The sequence below is a fragment of the Chelativorans sp. J32 genome, assembly GCF_000518985.1.
Taxonomy (GTDB): Bacteria; Pseudomonadota; Alphaproteobacteria; order Rhizobiales; family Rhizobiaceae; genus Chelativorans.
Window position 1 is genome coordinate 1 of the sequence record NZ_JAEQ01000032.1, and the last position, 20931, is coordinate 20931.

Here is a 20931-nt window from a genome sequence, read left to right on the forward strand (position 1 = left end):
CCGCAGCCCTTGCCAACGACACCGGCACCGCCGGCGACGGCATCACCCGGGACGGCACGGTCAATGTCGGCGGGCTCGAGGAGGATGCCGGCTGGCAATACAGCCTCGACGGCGGCCAGACCTGGCAGCCCGGCACCGGCACCAGCTTCGCCCTGCCGGAAGGCGATTATGCCGAGGGCCAGGTGCAGGTGCGCCAGACCGATGCGGCCGGCAATCCCGGCACCCCGGCCCTGCTCGGGCCGGTGACGGTTTACCAGCTTTCTCCGATTGATGATGTGGCAGGCGTCGATCTGACAATAACGCCAACCATCTCGCAGCCCGACCTGCAGACCGGCCGGGTCGGAGGGCTGCTTAACGTAGGACTCCTGGGAGACACGGTCGATGCTACCGTATTGGCCGCAAACAGCGCGCTCACTTTCCAGGTCGAAGAGAACACCACCAGGCAGGTGAGCATCGACGGCAGCGGTTTTGCCACCTTGAACCTTTCGCTGTTTGGAGACGTGGACTTCGATATCCAGGTCTACCGGGCAGAGGCGGGCAGAAACGTAGCCACCCTGGTTTACGAGCAGGCTAACTGGCTTGTTGGCACCGGTGTTCTCGCCGCCACCTGGGATGCGAACGTGCTCACGCTGCCTGAGTTCCAGGGCGGTGGCACCTATTACATCGTGCTCGGCAACGATGGGGGGCTGCTGGATCTTTCCCTGCTCGGTGGTCTAAGCGTCAGCACCGTGTCCGATGAGATCTCCGATTACCGCACGGTAAGCGGTTCGGTTGGCGGCAACGTTCTCGATGACGATACCGCTCCGGCCGGGACGGAAGTCTCTTCGGTGAATGGGACGGCGGTGGAAGGGCTCGCTACCGAGATCCCGGGCCGCTACGGCACGCTCACGATCGATCCTGACGGCACTTACACTTACACCGCGAAATCGCCGTTCATCGGCTCCGACGGGGCTCAGGATGTGTTCGAGTACACCATCACCACGCCTGACGGCGTGAGCGAGAGCGCCACGCTGACCGTGACGCTCGGCTATGACAGTCCCCTGGACGCCTCTGTAACCCCGGTCGAAGGCGAAATGACCGGAGCCATGTTGCTTTCTACCGGCGCGGATGACGACCTCGTGCCGCTCGGTGACTTCCAGAGGTATGATGACGAGGCGGGAGACACAGTGGGCTCCGAGGCGCAGCCCTTTGACGATGCGCCGTTGACGCTGGAGGACCTGGTCAGCGAAAGCGGGGAAGAGGTTATCCAGCTCGACAGTGACGCCGGGGATTTTGCGGCTGCGGACGTCTCAGGGCTGCCGGAGACTGTGGAAGATCCGTTCTCCTATTTGCCGTCGGGTCTGAGCGATCGCCAAGAGGATTGGGTTAGCCAACCCTTGATATGACGAGGATAACACCTTGCAGCGCTGTTATACCGGGCCTGGCAGGGCCCGGTATGTTGAATTCGATAAGGTGTCCGTATTCGATAAGATGTCCATAATTGATTACCTATGTGCCCTCATCTACCCTGTGTTCCTGTATATGAGGGACAATGATTCGCATCGGGCGTCGTGGGCGACAAGGAATTGCGGTGGCGTTGCCATTGTATATCGTGCTGGCCGCATGTGCGGCTGACCCGGATAACATCGATCGCCAGTTGATCCCGAAGTCCGAAGGCCTGAACGCCGCGGAGAAAGCAGCGGAGCAGGATGCATATGAAGCCTCCGCGACGTTCGCGCCGCTTCCGCCGCAGGGCAGCGTGGTCTCGCTCGACGGCGCTGTCCACCAAGCGATCGCGTGGCATCCTTCAATCAAGCAGGCCACCAGCCTTCTCGACCAGAGTACGGCAGAAATCGCGGCTGCGCGCGCGGCTTACATGCCGCAGATTCGGGGCGGAGTTCGTTCCGCCTATACCAATGACGATGATACGATAACGCCGCAATTGAACCTCACCGCCTCTCAGGTGGTGTACGACTTCGGAAAAGTAGCGAGCGCAGTCTCCTACAGGGAGGCGGGAGCCGAAGCCAGCCGCGCCCAGCTTCTGGCGGCGGTGGACGACGTCATCCGCGATACGGCGCATTCCTTCGTGGAAGCGCAACGCTACAAGGCCTTGCTTAAGGTGGCCGAGGATCAAGTGAAGGGTGTCGACGCGATCGCGGAGTTGGTACGCCAACGCAAGCTTAATGGTGCGAGCACGCGTTCCGACGAGGTACAGGCGGAAGCGCGCCTCCAGGCGGCGCAGTCGAAGGTGCTGGAGATCAGCTCGCAGGTCAGCCGCTGGCAGACCAGGCTAGCAACGCTGATCGGAGAAAGCGGGCCGATCTCCATCGACACGGCTGTGCCGAAGTGGCTGCCTGCTGCATGCGACACGTACGAGCCGGACTGGTCCAAGCTGCCGGCCGCCATACGCGCCGAGGCGGAGCGGAAGGGGGCGGAAGCGCAATTGCGGCTGAGCCGCGCCCAGATTTTCCCCACCGTGTGGGTGGAGGCCGATGCAACCTATGACTTGAATGGTTCCGATCGTGGGCGCAGGGATTTGGAGGCTAAGCCGGACTTAAGCGTGGGGCTGAACCTTTCCGGCAATATTTACGATGGCGGCGCCATGCAGGCCCGCCGCAGCGCTGCAACATTTGCCCTGGCCGCGGCAGAGGCGGCCCACGAAAGCGCTAGGGTGGAAACGCTTCAGGCCCTTGCCGACGCCCGCAGCCAGACGACGAATATGAACCAGCTCCTGGCCTCGCTCTCCTCACGCATCGGGATGATGGAGGAAACTCGGGATCTCTATCGTCGCCAGTATCTCGACCTGGGGACGCGCTCGCTTCTCGATCTCCTGAACGCGGAACAGGAACTGCAACAGGCTCATTTCGATGTCGTGAACACGACGCATGACCTGCGCCGCCTCAACATCGATTGCCTTCTCAATTCAGGCATGTCTCGCAAGGCCCTCTCCCTGGAAGGGATGATGGTGCGCGGTGTGCGGCTATAGCATCCAGGACAAGCCGGTGGAAAGAGTTGAAGCAGCCGAAGAGGTAGCCCACAGGAGCGAAGCGGAGGCCACCAAGACAGCTTTCCCCACCGAACGCTGGCTGGAAGCTTTGCGCGTCGTGGCGCAGCACTACCGGCTGCCCGTGTCAATCCAGGGTGTCAGACAGGCGGCGCTGTGGAACCCTGATGACGACCCGCAGGAGACGGTCCGCAGGCTCGCCCGCAGAACCGGGTTGCAGGTTAAGTTCGGCAAGCCCGATGCCAAGCTGTCGAATTGGCATCTACCCGTCATAGTCCGTACCAGCACCGGAGATGTCGGGGTCGTCACGACGGTCGGGGAATCCGGCATCGCCAATGTCATCTTCAGCGGTGACGAGGGGCTCGAAACGCCGGTTCCGCTTTCGGAGCTGTTGCGGGATGCCGATCTCCTGACCATTCCACGTCCCGCGCGTTCCATTCCTGATACGCGAGTGGATACCTATATCCGCCCGTTTCAGGAAAACTGGCTGCGGCGGATCATCCTGCGGGACCTCAGGCCCTATGGGCACGTGATGCTGGCATCTCTGATCGCCAATACTCTAGCGCTGGCGGGCATCGTGTTTTCGATGCAGGTCTACGATCGGGTGGTGCCCGCGCAGTCCTACCATACGCTCTATGTCCTGTTCAGTGGCGTGCTGCTGGCGCTCGCATTTGATTTCATCCTGCGCCGTCTCAGGGTCAACATTATCGACCTGCTTGGAAAACGCGCCGATCTGCGCATGTCTGATGTCGTATTCGGCCACGCACTCAGGGTTCGCAACCGCAAGCGGCCTTCCTCCACCGGCACTTTCATCGCCCAATTACGCGATCTGGAGCAGGTCCGAGAGCTTCTGACCTCCACCACCGTGGCGGCGATGGCGGACTTGCCCTTTTTCCTGCTTTTCCTGCTCATCTACTGGTATATCGGCGGCCCCATGGTGCTCGTTCCAATCGTGGCGATCGTCGCTCTCGTGATACCCGGACTCCTGGCGCAACGGCGGCTGCGCGCCCATGCCAATGAGGCGATGCGCGAAAGCTCACTTCGCAATGCCGTTCTCGTCGAAGCCGTCCAAGGGATAGAGGACATCAAGACCCTCCAGGCAGAGGAACGGTTCCAGCAGCAATGGAACCACCTCAATGCCGTGACCAGCGAGGCTCAGCTCAAGCTGCGCACGCTGACAAACAGCCTTGGCGCATGGAGCCACACCGTCCAGAGCGGTGCCTATGCTGCTACGGTGCTGGTCGGCGCTCCCCTCGTCATCGCCGGCGACATGACGACGGGCGCCCTCGTAGCCGCATCCGTTCTTGGCTCGCGGATGATGGCTCCGATGTCCCAAATCAGCATGCTTCTAAGCCGCCTGCAGCAAGCAAAGCTCGCCATACGAAGCCTGAACGCAATCATGCAGATGCCCGTCGACCATCCCGAGCGCGAGAACCGGATCCATTGCCCCAAAATCGCCGGGCATTATCACCTTCGGTCAGCGGTGTTCCGCTATGGGGACGAGTCCTCTCCGGTTGCGCTGACGGTGCGTGATCTGCAGATCCGTCCCGGCGAGAAGATTGCTCTTCTTGGCAAGAACGGCGCTGGAAAGTCGACCCTGCTGCAAGCTCTTTCAGGACTTCTCGAGCCGAGTTCCGGCGAAATTTATCTCGACAACATGGCGCTGCACCACATCGATCCGGCCGATATTCGCAGGGACGTAGCCTTGCTCACGCAGAACGCCCGGCTCTTCCATGGCACCCTGCGCGACAACATCTTGCTCGGTGCTCCCCAGGCCTCCGAGAATGAGGTTCTGGACGCACTTTCCATGGTGGGCGCGGACGATTTCATCCGGAAACTTCCAAAAGGACTGGAACACCCGGTTCTCGAAGGTGGCTTAGGCCTGTCCGGCGGGCAGAAACAGGCTATTCTCTTAGCTCGTCTGCTGATCCGCCAGCCCTCCGTCATTTTGTTCGATGAACCGACCGCAGCGATGGACGAATCGACGGAGCGCCAGTTCATCCGCCATTTCCTGCGCTGGAGCGCGGACAAGACCGTCGTCATCGCGACGCACCGAATGCGCGTTCTCGATATTGTGGATCGGGTTATCGTCGTCGACAACGGCATCGTCGTGATGGATGAGAGCAAGGAAGCGGGGCTGAAGAAGTTGCGTGGCGTCGCCAATATGGGCGCGGTCAGCCCGGGCTGATCCAAAGGGAGCGGAACACATCATGACTATCCAGCAATCCAGGGAGGGGGCGTGGTGGGGTTATGGTGAAACGGACGACGCCCGGCTGACCCGCTCCACGCGCATCATCACCGTCATAGCCGTCTTTGCTGCCGCCGCGTTGGGATGGTCCTATTTCGCCTCGCTGGACGAGGTCTCTTCCGGCGCGGGACGAGTCGTGCCCACGATGCGCGAGCAGGTGATCCAATCGCTCGAGGGCGGCATACTCGCCTCGCTTCAGGTCCAGGAGGACGATGTTGTCGAACCAGGGCAAGTCCTGGCATATCTCGATCCTACCATCACCGAAGCCGAGGTCGAGGAGAGTGCCGCGAAATACCGCGCCGCGCTTGCCAGTGTTGCGCGGCTGACTGCCGAGGTGAACCAGACCGAGCTCGTCTTCTCCCCGGAACTTGCCGATTATCCCGAGCTGAGAGCTGCAGAAACGGAGCTTTTCGCGGCCCGCCGGCGCAGTCTCGACGAATCCGTCCGCTTGATCGCGGAGTCGATCCAACTTGTCAGGGACGAGCTGAGCATCAGCCAGTCGCTTAGCGAGATCGGCGCGGCGAGCAATGTCGAGCTTCTTCGTCTGAAGCGACAGCTGGTCGACCTGGAACTCAAGCAGGCGGAAGTGAAGTCCGAATATCTGGTGCGTGCGCGGGAAGAGCTCGCGAAGGCGAATGCGGAAGTGAACTCGCTTCTGCCCGTGGTCCGGGGCCGTTCGGATTCGCTCGCCCGGCTCACTTTGCGATCGCCAGTGCGCGGCATCGTCAAGAACATCGAAGTTTCTACGATCGGCGGCGTTGTCCCGCCCAACGGCCAGATCATGCAGATCGTGCCGCTGGATGATGAGTTGCTCGTGGAGGCGCGCATCTCACCCCGCGATATCGCCTTCATTCACCCCGGCCAACCCGCAACGGTGAAGATCACTGCTTACGATTATGCGATCTATGGCGGCCTGGACGGGCAGGTCTCGACGATCTCTCCGGACACGATCCGAGATGAAGCGGATCCCCGGATCCACTATTATAGGGTCCTCATCCGAACCAAATCCGACGCCTTGGTCAATCATGCCGGGCACCGTTTTGCGATCGTTCCCGGTATGACCGCCACGGTCGATATCCATACGGGGAGCAAGACCGTTTTCGAGTATCTGATCAAGCCGATCAATAAGGCACGGGAAGCTTTACGGGAGCGGTGACCCGGCGATGCCACTGCGGCGGCGCGGGAAGCGGCGAGCATCCGCGCCTTCAAAGCCGTGCAAATCTACGCGTTTTAAAGGGGGCGTGCCCGCCGGTCCGGTGCCGGCGAGCCACCAGGTCAGATCGACCGACCGCGCGCTCCGGTCTGACCGTCTTCCTTGTCTTCTTCATCGCGTGCGGCGCGGCACGGCGCACCAGCAGCATCCTCGCAGACCTTGACATGCTGGGCCAGGGCTTCATTGGACAGGAGCGCACTGATGGTGGTGATGTCGCGTCCCTTGAATTTCTCCATGTGCTGGAGTTGCTGAAGCCGCTCGAGAAGTGCAAGGCGGGTCATGTCGTCTCCTTCACATATTCGCGTTCCTGGTCGCGTCAGGTGGCTCCCAAACGCGCCTTGAGCGGAATTTCTACGTCGATTTCCAGCGTGGAAACCTGGTCTCCGCGATCCATCTTCACTTTGACCTTCTCGCCATCGACCTTCACGTGCTTGGCGATGACGGCAAGGATCTCTTCCCGCAGGCGTGCAACCAGATCCGATTCGCCCACCGATGCCCGTTCATGCGCGAGCAGGACCTGCAATCGTTCGCGCGCCATGGGCGCCGATGCCTTTTTCCCAAAGAGGCCGAAAATCTTCATGCAGCCCTCCATCCCAAGAGCTTTCCAAGGAAGCCGCGCTTTTCACCGGGAATGGTGATCGGAACGTCCTCGCCCGCGAGCCGCCGCGCGGCCTGGAAATAAGCCTGCGCCGGCGCGCTCTGACTGTCGGCCAAGGTGACGGGCGTACCGAGATTGGAGGCCCGAAGGACATCCATGCTCTCGGGCACGATGCCCAGCAACGGAATGGACAGGATCTCCAGAACGTCTTTCACGCTCAACATATCGCCCCGCTCGGCCCGGTTGGGATCGTAGCGCGTGAGGAGCAGGTGCTTGTCCATGGTCTCGCCGCGTTCGGCCTTGACGGTCTTCGCATCGATAAGCCCGATGATGCGATCCGAATCGCGCACCGAGGAGACCTCGGGATTTGTGACGACCACCGCGACGTCGGCATAACGCATGGCCAGTGTCGCGCCCCGCTCGATCCCTGCGGGACTGTCGCATATGACCCAGTCGAAATTCTTCTTCAGGGCGCCGATCACCCGCTCGACGCCTTGGGGTGTCAGATTGTCCTTGTCTCGCGTCTGCGAGGCTGGCAGCAGGTAAAGCGTTTCCAGCCGCTTGTCTCTGATAAGCGCCTGCGGCAGCTTGGCTTCGCCCCGGATGACGTTGACAAGGTCATACACCACCCGCCTCTCAGCCCCCATTACGAGGTCGAGATTGCGCAAGCCGACGTCGAAATCGACAACGACCGTCTTCTCGTTGCGCTGCGCGAGCGCCGCGCCGAGGGCGGCGGCCGAAGTCGTCTTTCCGACGCCCCCCTTCCCCGATGTTACAACAACTACCTTTCCCATCAGCGTCTCCTGTCTGCCGTGCCGCCGCCATCAATTGAGTGTGCTTATCCTGATCGCATCGCCTTCGAGCCAAAGATGAACCGCTCGCCCGCGAAACTGGGGCTCGATGTCTTCCGCCATCTTGTAGAGGCCGTCGATTGCAAGGAGTTCCGCTTCCAGCTTGCTGCAGAAAATGCGCGCCGAAGCATTGCCCATGGAGCCTGCCAGCGCCCGCCCGCGCAGCGCGCCGTAGACGTGGATGGAACCGCCCGCAATCACCTCCGCGCCCGATGCGACCGAAGCGATGATGGTGACGTCGCCTTCAGGGAAGATCACCGATTGTCCGGAACGAACCGGCTGATCGATGATCAAGGAAGGAACGGGCCTGGCCTGTTGCGATTCGTGCATGCCGGCAGGCGCGTAATCGCCGGGAGCAGCGTCCGGCGCTTCAAGAGCCGCCGTGTCAGGCTCCTCGAAGTCAGATGCAGGCCGGCCGCCGGACAAGGCGGGGGGCATATCGAACCCCAGCAAAGAAGATCTCGCGCCTTCAATCCCGATGACCCGCACATTGCGCTTCGCAAGCTCGTCGATGAACCCTTTCAGCTCCAGCCGGCTGATTTCAAGCCCTTGGACGTCAAGAACGATTGGGCGCCTCAGGAAGAAACCAGCCGAACGCGCTGCCAGATCGTCGAGCCGCTGCAACCAGTCTCCCAGGGGGAGTTCCGGCGAGAGGACCAGAGCGAGAAAGGAGCGGCCTTTGAGCCGGATCGGTTGGCTGTTGGTTAGCACTTTGGTCATCTTCGTTAATTTTTGGTTGCCCGACGGTAATGTGGTCATAGTTAATGCCGGGTTAACCTTTTGGCCTCCGCCAAGGAAGTGACAGATTGTTAAATCCACCGATTGCGGGGGCAGCGGTGCTTCTCACTGCCAAGCCGAACGGAATTGCGCGCCAAGGTGGGCACCGGGCACGTGGACCGGGCGTCAACTTCGGCGTTGAGTCGGTACCGAGGAATCGGACGAGATTGGCGGCGGCCGACCGCTGAAAAATTGGGGGGCGGCGACACTAGGCAGGAGCCATGTGGCCTGCAAATGCGACAATGCCGGCTCGAGAGTTCTCGAAGCCGGCTTGGGAAAACGCGCCGCTGGATCGGCGACCGCACCAGAGGGGCCGCCGGCCGCATCTTCTGAGCAGCGGGTCCGGATCACCGCTTCAGCCGACCGAGACCCCGCGACAAGGCCAAGATCCATTGCCGCCGATCGGGTGGTTCCCGTCTTTGTCTGGTCTCGGTGGAGCTTTTTTGCGCTGACTTGTTGCCTCGAAAAAGAGCCCCGGAAACACAGGGGGCATCTGGACGCCCCCTGCCCTGCTTCACTCCATGCCCTTTTCAACCAGGGACTGCCACGTGGCAAATTCCTTACTCATATAGGCCTGAAACTGCGGTGCATCCCAGTCTTCGAAGCGGACGCCCTGATCGACGGCGAGCTTCTTCCCCTTCTCGGACATCATGATCTCCGACACCTGGCGGTTCAGCATGCTCACATCCTCATCGCTGACCCCGGCAGGAGCGAAGAAACCGAACCACTGTGCCGCTTCGACCTCCTCAAAGCCTTTCTCCGCGGCCGATGGGACGTCAGGGAATTCCGGACGCCGTCCCTGGCCGAGGTAAAGCAGCGCCTTGCCCTGGTCGTTGTTCAGATAAGGCGCGGAGGAGCCGACGGAGCCGACATAGTAATCGGCCCGACCCGCGATAACCTCCATCATCGCTTCACCGGAGGACTTCATGTGAAGAACGCGCGGCTTCAGCCCCAGCTCGTTCGATACCATCTGACCGACGAAATGGGTCGAAGAACCGATCCCCGCGGTCGACATGACAACTCTTCCGGCCTCGTTCTTGGCGAAGAGGTCCTCCAGCGAATTAACCCCGGCTGCGGGTGAGCCGATGATCATGAACTCGTTGAAGCCCATGACCGAAATCGCTTTGAAGTCCTTGATCGGATCATAACCGGCGTTGGGATTGTAGGCGGCGGCCGTCAGAAAGGAGGAACTGGAGAACAGCAGAGTCGAACCGTCACCCGATCCCCGAGCCACCTCGGCCGTGCCGACCACTCCACCGGCTCCAGGCTTGTTGACGACGATGACCGGCTTGCCCAACTTTCCCTGCAATTCATCGGCCAAGAAGCGGACGAAAGGATCGGTCGATCCTCCAGGATTGAAGGGAACAACGATCTGGATTGTCGATTGCGAAGCGATATCGGCGCTCGCTGTTCCGCTCAATGCCAACACACAGGCGACCAGTAGCGCCTTGAACCCCAATTTCATCTAGCTTCCTCCTCTCGTTGCGATCCGTCTCTAACAGAGATCGCCTTGATTTTTGTTGAGCTTGTCCGGCTTGAGGTCGGATGGTTTCGGTCCCCACTTCTGCGCCGCTGGTGTTTGCTGATCCTTCGGCCCGAAACAGCCTGCGATGATCGGCATCAAGTTGCGGCGAGCCTGGACCCTCCCGCCGGTTGGTCATCCACTCCTCGGATTAGGCCGTCGCATCGCCGGTCGGACAACTGACATGAGGCTGTGAATGCATGAGTTCCGGTTATGCATGCGGCGGGCGGGGTAAGCGCAATCGTTTCTCAATCGCGTATATGGATCAGCGCATCGACCCCGCAGCCGCCCCTCGGCAGCGAGATAAAGGGGTTGATCTCGACGCTTTCGACCTCGGGGCCTTGGATCGCAATGAACTGCGACACCCGCACAATGGCGTCCGCGATCGCATTGAGATCGGCCCTCTCCTGACCTCGCGCGCCGTCGAGTATCGCGAAAGCGCGGATGGACCGGATCATTTCCAGAGCGGTCTCATGGGTGACGGGCGCCGTCCGCAGCACCGTGTCCTTCAACACCTCGGTATAAATGCCACCCAGCCCAAACATCACGATCGGGCCGAACATCGGATCACGATGCCCGCCGATAATGGTCTGGACGCCGCCGGTTACCATTTGTGCCACGGTGACGCCCCTGATCTCGGCCTCGGGCACGGCGCGGCCTGCATTCTCGATCACGCGTCCGAAGGCCTCTCGAACGGCGCTTTCATTCGTGAGATTCAGGGCCACGCCACCCACCTCGGACTTGTGGCCGATTTCGGGGGAAAGCACCTTTATGACCACCGGATAGCCCATGCCCTCAGCGGCGGCTACCGCCTCGTCCGCGGTTGCAGCAACGCTTTCCTTGGCGAAGCGCAACCCGGCCGTCGCCAGGATCTCCTTCGATTGCGCCTCGTCGGGACTGCGTTCCAGTCTGAGAGGAGCGGTTTCCTTCAACTCGGGCAGAACCAGCGGCCGCCTGCGCACCGCCGACAGTTCGGCTGCCGCAGCCAGCGCCTTTACGCAGAACACCGGGTCTTCGAAGATCAGATACCCCAGATCTTCCAGCAGCTTGCGATATTCCGGCGTCGTCTGGACACAAAGCGCAAGTTGCGCCTGCGGAAATTCAGCCCTGAGCGTGCGTAGCGGCTCCGACAGGATCTCCATGTCGCGTGCATTGCGCCCGGCATTGGCGAAGAAGAGCATCGCCGAGCCGAATGGCCGATCGCGCAGAACGCGCTCCACCGCACGGGTCAGCATCGCCCGGTCGCCTACGGTCTGGGCGGTCGTGTCAACCGGGTTGAGCCCTACTGCCAGCGGAAGTTCCTTCTGGATGTCGGCCAGAGTCGCCTCCGATATGGGAGGAAGCTCGAGCCCTGCTTCCATGGCGGCATCGGTGGACATGACACCGACCCCGCCCGAGACAGTGACGATCGCCAGCGTCTTGTCCGGCGGCAGGCGGCCTTGCGCACACGCATAGGCGACATCGACCATCTCCGTGAGTGTCTGGCAGGACCAGGCTCCCGCCTCGCGCAACACGGTATCGAAGACCTGCACGGACCCGGCGAGCGCGCCGGTATGCGATGCTGCCACCGACTGGCCAGCCTCGGTCCGCCCCGCCTTGAAAACGATGACGGGCTTGCGCATTTGCCGCGCGGTACGCAACGCCTTGATGAGCGCCGGACCGTTCCGGCATCCTTCCATATACAGCATCAGCACGTCGGTATCGGGATCCAGCGCCATCCATTCCAGGCACTCGGAGGCCTGCACATCCGCCTCATTGCCCGTCGCCACGAATTTGGAGATCGCCATACCCCGGCTAATCACGAGATTTTGCAGGTACGAACCGACGGCACCACTCTGGCTGACCATGCCGATACGCCCCACCTCGGGTGTGCCTCGGTCCATCGCCGTGGAGAATGTCGAGAAGACCCGCTCGGCGGTATTGAAGGATCCCATGGCATTGGGGCCCAGCAGCCGTGCGCCGGCATCGCGGATCATCTTCATCATGTGCGCCTGTGCGGCGGCCCCCTCTTCCCCCGCCTCTGCAAAACCGGCGCTGAACATTACGATCGAGCGCACACCGGCAGCGCAGGCGTCCGCGACTGCTGCTTCGGCATGCTTTGCGGGCACGGCGATGATCGCCTGGTCGACCGGTTCCGGAATGGCAGTCGCCGTGGGATACGCCGCCAGTCCCTGAACCTCCGGGCGCGTCGGATTGACGGGGTAAACCTTCACCTGCGACTGCGCTTCGAGCATGTAGCGGATCGGACGGCCGCCGATCTTGCGTGGATCATCCGAAGCCCCGATCACTGCAATGCTCCTGGGACGAAAGAGGGCGTCGAGCCCACCCGGATTGGCTGCTGCGTTCATCTATATTCTCCCATCGGCCGCCTGCCTCGCAGGACCGGCCAGGTCCATGTAATAGCCGCGCAGTTCCACGCTGCTGCCGAGCCAGCCGATCAGGCTGAGGCAGCGCTTCACATGCAAGCTGAGGTCGTTCTCGTCGGTGATGCCCATCGCGCCGAAAAGCTGGATGCTCTCGCGCATGACAAGCTGAGCGGTATCGTTCAGACGGGCCCGTAACCGCGCCGACTGCATGCCGCGGGCCACCCGATCGGAGAGCGAATCGAACCGCGTCAGCCCCGCTTCCAGGACTGCCCGCGCGAGACGCTGGTGCACGAACATGTCCGCCGCGCGATGCTGCAGGGCCTGGAAAGCGCCGATGGGCCGACCGAACTGCCGGCGGGTCTTCATGTGCTCGATGACCATGGCCATCATGCGGTCGATGTGCCCCATGAGTTCCGCCGCAACGAGCACGCTGGTTTCATCGAGCGCGGCGCGCAATGCACTCTCCGCCACTTCCCCACAAGCCAGCACTTCACCCGGAACGCCATCCAGAACCAACCGTCCCATGGGAGAGCCGTCAGGGCGGAATGCCTGTGAAAGCTGCGATCCGGAGGCCCCGGCCTCGACCAACACGAGCACCAGCCCGTCAGGGCCAGAGGCGCTGACGATGAAATGGGTTGCGCCCGCAGCCCCGACGATCCAGGCTTTTTGCCCGGTTACGCGGCCGGCGGAATATCGGGTCGCCGGCGGGTTAAGACGAGCCCCTTGAGGATTCTCCTGCCAGGCCAGAGCGGGCAAGGTCTCGCCCGTGGCCAGGCCAGCCAACAGTTCCGCCGCCGCTCCCACATGGGTGAGGACTCTCCCCGCCAGGAACAGCGAATGGAAGGGGTCGGCGCCGAAGCAGCCGGCCAGCCCCTCCGCCAAGATTCCTGCGGCTGACACACCAAGCCCCAGGCCTCCCGCATCCTCCGGCAAGGCCAAGGCAAGCCATCCCTGTTCAGCCATAGCGGCGAGCGTTTCCGGCGCATAACCCGGCAGGGTGTTGCGCCGCGATCGAACCGCGCGGCCGTCGCCCGTTCGATCCGCATGTTTGCCCACCGCCTCCCGCAGAAGGGCGGCGGTATCCGCATCCATGGATGCCATCGCTCTCTCCCTCAATCGGATTTCGGCAGGCCCAGGACCGAGCGCGCCAGGATGTTTCGATGAACCTCGTTCGTGCCGGCGAAAATCGTCGGAGCACGGCTTTCATAGTAAGGCGTCAGCAGATCGGAGGCCCCGTCGCCAAGGAGCACAGCGTCGCTGCCGGCCACTTCCAACAGCAATTCCGAAAGGCGCTGGAAGGTGGCGGTGGACCAGATCTTCAAGGCCGAAATCTCCACGCCGACCTTTCCGTCGGTGCGCACCAGATCGGCGAATCCGCTATACATGTCTTGGGCGTCCTGCGTGTCGAAAATGGCTTGCGCCAGCCGGTCACGCCAATAGTCGCTCGCAAGGAGCCCGCGCTCCTCCATCAAGCGGCGCAGCGCCAGAAGAACCTTGAGGGCCCGTTTGGGCGAGCCGGCCCATATCCGCTCGAAGCCGAGAAGCGACCGCGCCACGGCCCAACCCTTGTTCGGTTCCCCAAGTATGCAATCGGTGCTCACCACGACGTTGTCGAAGAACACTTCGCAGAAATCGGGGTGCCCCGAGAGGTTCTCGATCGGCCGTACGGTGATTCCGGGAAGGCTCATATCGATCAGAACGAAGCTGATGCCCTCCTGTTTCGGTCCCGTGCGGCCCGTTCGGATGAGGGCGAAGATATGGCTGGCGACATGGGCGGAGGTCGTCCATATCTTCTGGCCGTTGATGACGATGCGGTCTCCCTCGATCCGCCCGTCACATTGCAGGCTGGCAAGGTCCGACCCGGCCGAGGGTTCGGAATAGCCCTGGCACCAGATATGCTCGCCCGAATGCATCCGCGGAAGATAATGCGCCTTTTGCGCTTCGGTGCCCCAGGCGATGATGGCCGGCCCCAGGTTCCGCACACCGGAATCGTGCAGCCATGGCGTACCCGCAGCCTCCATCTCCTCGATGAAGATAAGGTGCCGTTCGGGCCGCAAGCCCATGCCGCCATACTCCACCGGCCAGCCGGGGGCGATGAAATTGCGCCGGTGCAGTGCCTGATACCAAGGCATGGAGACTTCGGGTGGAAAACGATGCGGGTAGTAACGCAACTCAGGAGGACACTCAGCCTCGATGAAGTCGCGCAGCATGCGACGGAAATCCTCTTCCGGCATGGCGTTCCAGTCGGGTTCGGGGTCGGTCATCTCGCTTCCCTCAGCGCCCGTGATAGACGCCGGCGCGCTTTTCCATGAAAGCTGCGACCGCTTCCTTGTAGTCCTGGCTCTGGTTCAGGAAGGATTGGGTATAGGCTTCGATGTCGAGATAGGTATCGAGGTCGGTTGCCGTCGCCACCTCGAACAAATGCCGCGTCATCCCCAGCGCCAGCGTCGGCATGGTCAGAAGCTGCCGGCAGTACTCTTCCGCTTCCGCGTCCAGCCGGTCGTCGGCGACCACGCGGCTCACAAGGCCCATGCCGTAGGCCTCGTCGGCACCGAGAATGCGGGCGGAGAAGGCAAGCTCCTTCGCGCGCAGCTGTCCGATATGCCGGATCAGGAAATGGACGGCGCCACCATCGGGGGCCAGCCCGCGCTTAGCGAAGATCAGCGAAAAACGTGCGGTCTCGGAAGCGATCACCACATCCGAAGCGAGTGCGACCGACCAGCCGAAGCCGACCGCCACGCCGCGGACGGCGGAAATTACCGGCTTTTCTATCGCTGCGAGTTCCCGCGCGATACCGCATACGCCGCGCTGCATCCGTGCCCGGGCGCTGCCCTGGCTATCCTTGCCCATACGCGAGACATCCGCGCCGGCGCAAAAGTCCTCGCCGGCGCCGCGCAGCAGTACCACCCTGACCTCGGGATCGAAGCGCAGTTCGCGCAGCATCTCGGCCATATCATAGCGCTCTTCCGGCGACAGCGCGTTGCGTCGGCCCGCCGTATCGAAGGTGATGCGGCCGATGCCTTCCGACTTTTCCAGATGAATGCCCATCACGTTCCTCCCTTGCGCAGCCAGCGCGCTCTCATGGCCCTCGCAGCGTCCTCGGCCGCCTGTGCGGCCAACCATTCCTGTTCGAGCTGATCGACGATCTCGCTCGTCGGCTGAACCCGATCGACCTGCCCGACGCCCTGACCTGCACCGCGGATATCACGCCAAGCCTTGGCCTCCGACCGGGCACCAGCCTGGTAACGCGTCTTATCGCGGCTTGCGGTAGCCACCTCCTCGGGATCGAGACCGGCGGCGATGATGCTTTGCCGAAGATAGTTGGCAGGCAGGCCACTGAAGAACGGCGTGTAGACCACATCCTTCAGCGTCGCCTCGATCACCATGGCACGATAGTCGTCGGGCGCCCGGCTCTCGGCGGCGGGGATGAAGCGGCTGCCCATATAGACCATATCGGCCCCGAGGCTCAGCGCGGCATTGAGCGCGCCGCCGGTGCCGATCGCACCAGCGAGGACAATCGTACCGTTGTAGAATTTGCGGACTTCCGAATAGAGGGCGAAGGGGTTGGCCGTGCCCGCATGCCCACCCGCGCCGTTGCAGACGAGGATCAGCCCGTCGACACCCTGTTCGAGGGCTTTTTCGGCATGACGAACGGTGGTGACGTCATGATACACAAGACCCCCATAGCCATGCACGGCCTTGACCAGATCGCCCGGCGGGGAAAGCGACGTTAGAAGCAACGGCACCTCATTGTCGACGCAGACCCTTGCGTCATGATCGAACCGGGCGTTCGACTTGTTCGAGATCAGGTTGACCGCAAAGGGTGCGGCCGGCGAGCCGGGATTGGTCGCATCATGGGCAGCAAGGCCTTCCCGAATGATGGCGAGCCAAACCTGAAGTTCGTCTTCCGGTCGTGCGTTGAGCGACGGAAAAGAGCCGATGATCCCGGCCTTGCACTGGGCCACGACAAGCTCATGTCCGGAGACGAGGAACATCGGCGAGGCGATGACGGGCAGCCGCAGACGGCCGCGAAACGCTTCCGGCAGGCTCATGCCCCCTCCTCCAACAACGCATAGTCCGGCGCGGGATGGCCGCCGCCCAGCAGTGCACGGCCGGCGTCCAGCACAGTGACATCCCGCGCCTCGATACGGGCACGGAAATAGGCGCGGTCGGGCTCCGACCAAATGTGGAACCGCACCGTCTCACCCGGAAAGACTGGCCTTGAGAAGCGGCATTCCACCGAGCGGATCGCGCTCGCATCACCACCCGCGACCGTGGGCAGGAGCGCCCGCGCGGCAAGCCCATAGGTGCACAGTCCATGCAGGATCGGCCGGGGGAACCCCGCCTTGGCGGCATAGGCGGGATCGGCGTGCAGAGGGTTTCGGTCGATGTTCAGCCGATAGATGAGCGCCTGTTCGGGACGTGTCTCGATATCGATCTCCAGATCCGGTTCGCGTTCAGGGCAAGGCGTTGCCTGCGGCGCCGGGCCGAAATCACGCCCGAAACCGCCATCGGCACGGCAGAAGGTCGAATGCAGCACCGAGGCTACAGGTTCGTGGGTCGCGGCATCGAACATGGTGCGTGCGGCGTGGATCACTGCGCCCTTCTCGCCTTTATCCTCGACCGCCATCACCTTCGCACGGGCGTAAAGCCGCCCTTCGGGGGACAGGTCCCGATGGAGAAAGATGCGCTGCTCTCCGTGGACCACCTTGTTGGGGGTAACGCCCAGGACCGGGTCCGCCGTCCAGCGCCCCGGATGGCAGAGAATGGCCGGCATTGTCGGCACGACCTTCAACCCCTTCTCGAACACGAAGGGTAGCTGCGCGGGGTCCAGCGGATCCTGGCCAAATCCCAGTGACACGGCATAAAGCATCGTATCCTTGTCGTCATACTCTTGCTCCAGCCGGGGGAACTCCCAAGCCTCCAAAGCATCGACGTTCAAAGCCATCGGGTCGCCTTCCTCAAATCGGGTCCCAGCCGATCACGTCCTTGGTGCGCTCGGCCGGGGTGAAGGCGGATGCCCAGGCATTCGGCAGCCGTTCGGCCAGGCTTTCGACCGTCCAGCCGTCATCGCGGTGCATGGTGCGGATCGGGCGCGGCTGGTTGTAGAGGTAAACCTCATTGCCCCGCGCACCGAAGATCTGGCCGGTGATGCCTGCCGCCGCATCCGAGCAGAGGAAAGCCGCCAGCGGCGCGATCTGGTCGGCGCGGGTTTTGGTACGCCGCTTTTCCATTTCGCGGGCCTGCTCCTCAGGGCTTTTCCCGGGGATAGCTTCGATCATCCGGCTGAAGGCGTGGGGAGCGATGCAATTCGATCGGACCTTGAACTTGGCCATGTCGAGGGAGATCGCGCGCGACAGGCCGACGATCCCCATTTTGGCAGCAGCATAATTGGCCTGTCCGAACGAACCGATAAGTCCGGAAGTCGAGGTCATATGCACGAAGGCACCGCTTTCCTGGGCACGGAAATGCGGAGCACAGGCGTGGGAAACGTTGAACGCGCCAAACAGGTGAACACGCAGGACAGCTTCGAAATCCTCAGGTGTCATCCGGTGGAAAATCACGTCTCGCAGGATACCCGCGCTGTGGATCGCACCATCGATACGGCCAAAATTCGAAATTGCGGCATCCACCATCCGCTGCGCCCCCTCGGCCTCGGCAACGCTGTCGCCGTTGACCACACCTTCGCCGCCTTCGGCACGGATCAAATCCACGACCTCTTGTGCCGGGCTCGCATCCTGGCCCTCGCCAGTCAGCGATGCGCCGAGGTCGTTCACCACCACCTTTGCCCCGGCGCGAGCGGCACAAAGCGCGATCTCGCGGCCAACGCCGCGGCCCGCCCCGGTGACAAGAATGACTTTGTCCTTCAGTAATTTCGCAGTCATGCCGATTTCCATTCCGTCAGATTGTGGATGAGGTACCCAGGATCAGCGTCGCCTGGCCGGCCAATACGCCACCATTTCCGTGAGCAATGGCAGTTTCGGCATGTGCGACCTGGCGGTCGCCGCACTCGCCCCGCAACTGTCGTACTGCTTCGACCATGGTGAAAAGACCGAACATCCCCGGATGGCAGTAAGACAATCCGCCGCCGGATGTGTTGACGGGCAGCACGCCGCCCGGCGCGATTGCACCATCCTGAACGAACCGCCCGCCCTCACCCTTGGGACAGAAGCCGAGATCTTCCAGGAAGAGCAGCGTCGTGATGGTGAAGGCGTCATAGACCTGCACCACATCGATATCGCCCGCACTCAACCCGGCCATAGCATAAGCCTGCGCTCCGGAACGGGCCGCCCCCGTGTCGGTCAGTTCAGCCATCTGGGTGATCGAATGGTGCTCCTGCGCTTCGCCAGCACCCAGCAGATAGACGGGTTTCCTGCGTAGATCCCGTGCCCGGTCGGCGCGAACCATCACCACGGCCGCGCCGCCATCGGTGACGAGGCAGCAATCCTTCACCCCCAGGGGGGAGGACACCATCGGCGCGTTGAGCACATCCTCTCGCGTCAACGGCCTGCGGTCGAAGGCGCGGGGGTTCTTTTGTGCCCAGGCGCGGGCGGCAAGTGCGACATCGGCCAGATCGCTGCGGGTCGTGCCGTAAAGATGCATGTGGCGCGCTGCGGCAAGCGCATAGCCGGTGGCCGGGAGGCGCGGGTTGTAGAGCCCATCATAATCATTCATGTCGCGTTGCGGCGCGAACTTGCCCCGCGCGCTACGCTGTGTCGAGCCATAGGCGATGACGGCAACATTGCAGAGGCCGGCTTCCAACGCCAGCGCCGCGTGGGCGGCAAGGCTCTGGAACGAGGCGCCGCCGATATAACTGGAGTCGTAATAGCGCGGTCGGATTCCAAGATACTCGCACAAAGACAAAGTCGGCATGCGCAATTGGCTCGCCGCGCCAAACACGCCGTCGACATCGGCAAGGCTCAGGCCGCAATCGGCCAGCGCCGCCTGGATCGCCTGTCCCATCAGGTCGAGAGGCGTCGTGCCTGGCGCGACCACACCCAGATCGCTTTCGGCAACCCCGACAATCGCACTGCCGGCACGCTTCGGAGCAGCGTTCATTGCGCCTCCTCCCAGATGAAAACCGGAAGAGGCGGAGCGTCGTCCCCTTCGGCCGGCCGGAACGTGACGCGTACGCGACGTCCGATCTCCTCGGGCTCGCCCAGAGCACCTTCGACCGTGGACATCATGCGGAATCCCTCGTCAAGATCGATCAAGGCCACCGGATAGGGATCGCCCTTCACGGGGTGCACGCGCGAGATCGAATAGACGGTGCCGCGACCGGAACTGACCCGCCACTCCAGGGGGGCCGTCCCGCCATAGGGGCAAACCAGGCGGGGATAAAAAACCGCCCTGCCCGCGTCCGGGCTGAATTGATAGGCCAGCTCGTTCGCACGCAGCCGATCCTGCCATATCTGCAGTGGTGACCGTTCGATCCTGTTCATGCTCCCCCCCGTGATCGGCGGACGGCCCGGCGTACCCGTCACTTCATGTCCTCTGCCTGCATGGTTAGATTGGTTGGAGGCATGCGTTCAACTCGGCTCGCATCACCCATGCCCAACGTTTTGTTATGAGTTCCGGCGGTCCTGCCAATCGGAAGGTGCCCTGCGAAGAAATCGAGCAGGGCGTTTTCGAACCCCCTCGGGTTTTCGATGTTCACCGAATGGCCGCCATCGATATCCACGATGGAAAGGTTGGGCCAGATCGCTGCCAGTTCTTCCCGGATGGGCTGAAAGCCACGCTCGTGACGCCCATTGATCAACAAGGTCGGCACCCGGGGAGAGGAATCCGGAACATCTTTCAGAGACACCGCCGGCATCACCTTGGCGACGAGTTGGATGTAGGTTGGCAGGTCTATCTTGTCGGCATCTTCGCTCAGGACCCGCCGTAGATCCGGCGGAAAGCGCCTTGCGAAGCGTGGATGGAATTGTTCGCTCCGCAGTGCGGCCAGACCGTCCCGACGAAGACGCTCCAGCCGTTCGGCGCGAGCCGCAGCCTCCAAGGGGCTGTCATTCTGCCGCAGAACAACCCGCGCATTTGTAAAGACCTGCGCGATCACCCGTTCGGGATGTAGAAGCGCATAGTTCAGTGTCAGCCCCGCACCAAAACTCTGCCCGCAAATGTACCAGCTGTCGATGCCAAGCGTTGCGCGGATTTCATCCAATCGCCTGATCAGGGTCGCTGCAGTAACCGTTTGGGGATCGGCCGGGGCCGGGCTGCGGCCATGGCCAGGCAGGTCGACCTGCACCAGGTTGTAGACCCGCCCGAGGCGCTCCCGATTCAGCAACCAGTGCCGTGCATTGGTCAACATCCCGTGCATCAGGAGAAGCCATGGTCTGTCTGCAGATAGAAATCGAATGGACGAATGCATCCTTC

Annotated in this window: 19 protein-coding genes; 4 read left to right on the top strand and 15 right to left on the bottom strand. The window is 62.4% G+C overall.

What is annotated here, in order from left to right; translation table 11 throughout:
* From CHEJ32_RS25825 to CHEJ32_RS0122715, 4 genes are all read left to right on the top strand, one after another.
* The coding region (locus CHEJ32_RS25825) for an Ig-like domain-containing protein (protein ID WP_034659002.1) at positions 1-1385 on the top strand (1385 nt) is incomplete at its 5' end.
* A 185-nt stretch (positions 1386-1570) separates the two neighbouring features.
* Entirely contained in the window at positions 1571-2965 is a 1395-nt protein-coding gene (locus CHEJ32_RS0122705; protein ID WP_198023910.1) for a TolC family protein, read from the top strand.
* A 16-nt stretch (positions 2966-2981) separates the two neighbouring features.
* Complete coding sequence (locus CHEJ32_RS0122710; RefSeq protein ID WP_084032925.1) at positions 2982-5171, top strand: type I secretion system permease/ATPase; 2190 nt, start codon at positions 2982-2984, stop codon at positions 5169-5171.
* Positions 5172-5193: 22 nt separating this feature from the next.
* The gene (locus tag CHEJ32_RS0122715) at positions 5194-6387 is read left to right on the top strand and encodes an HlyD family type I secretion periplasmic adaptor subunit (protein WP_028035827.1); all 1194 of its coding nucleotides are present in this window, start codon (positions 5194-5196) and stop codon (positions 6385-6387) included.
* A 119-nt stretch (positions 6388-6506) separates the two neighbouring features.
* Here the strand turns inward: CHEJ32_RS0122715 and CHEJ32_RS25830 are convergent, their stop codons facing one another.
* From CHEJ32_RS25830 to CHEJ32_RS0122795, 15 genes are all read right to left on the bottom strand, one after another.
* Positions 6507-6725, bottom strand: a complete 219-nt coding sequence (locus CHEJ32_RS25830) for a hypothetical protein (RefSeq protein WP_034659003.1) — start codon at positions 6723-6725, stop codon at positions 6507-6509.
* Positions 6726-6760: 35 nt separating this feature from the next.
* Complete coding sequence (minE, locus tag CHEJ32_RS0122725; protein ID WP_028035828.1) at positions 6761-7024, bottom strand: cell division topological specificity factor MinE; 264 nt, start codon at positions 7022-7024, stop codon at positions 6761-6763.
* The gene (gene minD / locus CHEJ32_RS0122730) at positions 7021-7836 is read right to left on the bottom strand and encodes a septum site-determining protein MinD (RefSeq protein WP_028035829.1); all 816 of its coding nucleotides are present in this window, start codon (positions 7834-7836) and stop codon (positions 7021-7023) included. The genes minE and minD overlap by 4 nt, the downstream gene beginning before the upstream one ends.
* 30 nt (positions 7837-7866) lie before the next feature.
* Entirely contained in the window at positions 7867-8613 is a 747-nt protein-coding gene (gene minC, locus CHEJ32_RS0122735; RefSeq protein WP_028035830.1) for a septum site-determining protein MinC, read from the bottom strand.
* A 571-nt stretch (positions 8614-9184) separates the two neighbouring features.
* Entirely contained in the window at positions 9185-10135 is a 951-nt protein-coding gene (locus tag CHEJ32_RS0122740; RefSeq protein WP_028035831.1) for a tripartite tricarboxylate transporter substrate binding protein, read from the bottom strand.
* Positions 10136-10440: 305 nt separating this feature from the next.
* The gene (locus CHEJ32_RS0122750; protein ID WP_028035832.1) at positions 10441-12540 is read right to left on the bottom strand and encodes an acetate--CoA ligase family protein; all 2100 of its coding nucleotides are present in this window, start codon (positions 12538-12540) and stop codon (positions 10441-10443) included.
* Complete coding sequence (locus tag CHEJ32_RS25835) at positions 12541-13659, bottom strand: acyl-CoA dehydrogenase family protein (protein ID WP_051469870.1); 1119 nt, start codon at positions 13657-13659, stop codon at positions 12541-12543. It abuts the gene before it with no gap.
* An 11-nt stretch (positions 13660-13670) separates the two neighbouring features.
* Entirely contained in the window at positions 13671-14822 is a 1152-nt protein-coding gene (locus CHEJ32_RS0122760) for an acyl-CoA dehydrogenase family protein (RefSeq protein ID WP_028035833.1), read from the bottom strand.
* 10 nt (positions 14823-14832) lie between these two features.
* Positions 14833-15606 carry an enoyl-CoA hydratase/isomerase family protein gene (locus CHEJ32_RS0122765; RefSeq protein WP_028035834.1) on the bottom strand — a complete coding sequence of 258 codons (774 nt, stop codon included), beginning with the start codon at positions 15604-15606 and terminating at the stop codon, positions 14833-14835.
* Positions 15606-16610 carry a nitronate monooxygenase family protein gene (locus tag CHEJ32_RS25840; RefSeq protein ID WP_051469871.1) on the bottom strand — a complete coding sequence of 335 codons (1005 nt, stop codon included), beginning with the start codon at positions 16608-16610 and terminating at the stop codon, positions 15606-15608. Before CHEJ32_RS25840 ends, CHEJ32_RS0122765 begins: the two co-directional genes overlap by 1 nt.
* Positions 16607-17506: a MaoC family dehydratase gene (locus CHEJ32_RS25845; protein WP_198023911.1), complete on the bottom strand. Its 900-nt coding sequence runs from the start codon at positions 17504-17506 to the stop codon at positions 16607-16609. Before CHEJ32_RS25845 ends, CHEJ32_RS25840 begins: the two co-directional genes overlap by 4 nt.
* Before the next feature lie 13 nt (positions 17507-17519).
* Positions 17520-18443 (bottom strand): SDR family oxidoreductase, encoded by a 924-nt coding sequence (locus tag CHEJ32_RS0122780; RefSeq protein ID WP_028035835.1) that lies wholly within the window; start codon positions 18441-18443, stop codon positions 17520-17522.
* Between the two features lie 16 nt (positions 18444-18459).
* Positions 18460-19617, bottom strand: a complete 1158-nt coding sequence (locus tag CHEJ32_RS0122785) for an acetyl-CoA acetyltransferase (RefSeq protein ID WP_028035836.1) — start codon at positions 19615-19617, stop codon at positions 18460-18462.
* Entirely contained in the window at positions 19614-20000 is a 387-nt protein-coding gene (locus CHEJ32_RS0122790; RefSeq protein ID WP_028035837.1) for a Zn-ribbon domain-containing OB-fold protein, read from the bottom strand. Before CHEJ32_RS0122790 ends, CHEJ32_RS0122785 begins: the two co-directional genes overlap by 4 nt.
* A gap of 38 nt (positions 20001-20038) precedes the next feature.
* Positions 20039-20926: an alpha/beta fold hydrolase gene (locus tag CHEJ32_RS0122795; protein ID WP_084032924.1), complete on the bottom strand. Its 888-nt coding sequence runs from the start codon at positions 20924-20926 to the stop codon at positions 20039-20041.
* Positions 20927-20931 lie beyond the last annotated feature (5 nt).

Bases quoted from the DNA above. Each gene is read 5' to 3' on its own strand.
- minC (WP_028035830.1), bottom strand. From the start codon at position 8,613: ATGACCAAAGTGCTAACCAACAGCCAACCGATCCGGCTCAAAGGCCGC.
- CHEJ32_RS0122780 (WP_028035835.1), bottom strand. From the start codon at position 18,443: ATGACTGCGAAATTACTGAAGGACAAAGTCATTCTTGTCACCGGGGCG.
- CHEJ32_RS0122740 (WP_028035831.1), bottom strand. From the start codon at position 10,135: ATGAAATTGGGGTTCAAGGCGCTACTGGTCGCCTGTGTGTTGGCATTG.
- CHEJ32_RS0122765 (WP_028035834.1), bottom strand. From the start codon at position 15,606: ATGGGCATTCATCTGGAAAAGTCGGAAGGCATCGGCCGCATCACCTTC.
- CHEJ32_RS25830 (WP_034659003.1), bottom strand. From the start codon at position 6,725: ATGACCCGCCTTGCACTTCTCGAGCGGCTTCAGCAACTCCAGCACATG.
- CHEJ32_RS25835 (WP_051469870.1), bottom strand. From the start codon at position 13,659: ATGGCATCCATGGATGCGGATACCGCCGCCCTTCTGCGGGAGGCGGTG.
- CHEJ32_RS0122790 (WP_028035837.1), bottom strand. From the start codon at position 20,000: ATGAACAGGATCGAACGGTCACCACTGCAGATATGGCAGGATCGGCTG.
- CHEJ32_RS25845 (WP_198023911.1), bottom strand. From the start codon at position 17,506: ATGGCTTTGAACGTCGATGCTTTGGAGGCTTGGGAGTTCCCCCGGCTG.
- minD (WP_028035829.1), bottom strand. From the start codon at position 7,836: ATGGGAAAGGTAGTTGTTGTAACATCGGGGAAGGGGGGCGTCGGAAAG.
- CHEJ32_RS25840 (WP_051469871.1), bottom strand. From the start codon at position 16,610: ATGAGCCTGCCGGAAGCGTTTCGCGGCCGTCTGCGGCTGCCCGTCATC.
- CHEJ32_RS0122750 (WP_028035832.1), bottom strand. From the start codon at position 12,540: ATGAACGCAGCAGCCAATCCGGGTGGGCTCGACGCCCTCTTTCGTCCC.
- CHEJ32_RS0122760 (WP_028035833.1), bottom strand. From the start codon at position 14,822: ATGACCGACCCCGAACCCGACTGGAACGCCATGCCGGAAGAGGATTTC.
- CHEJ32_RS0122785 (WP_028035836.1), bottom strand. From the start codon at position 19,617: ATGAACGCTGCTCCGAAGCGTGCCGGCAGTGCGATTGTCGGGGTTGCC.
- CHEJ32_RS0122795 (WP_084032924.1), bottom strand. From the start codon at position 20,926: ATGCATTCGTCCATTCGATTTCTATCTGCAGACAGACCATGGCTTCTC.
- CHEJ32_RS0122715 (WP_028035827.1), top strand. From the start codon at position 5,194: ATGACTATCCAGCAATCCAGGGAGGGGGCGTGGTGGGGTTATGGTGAA.
- minE (WP_028035828.1), bottom strand. From the start codon at position 7,024: ATGAAGATTTTCGGCCTCTTTGGGAAAAAGGCATCGGCGCCCATGGCG.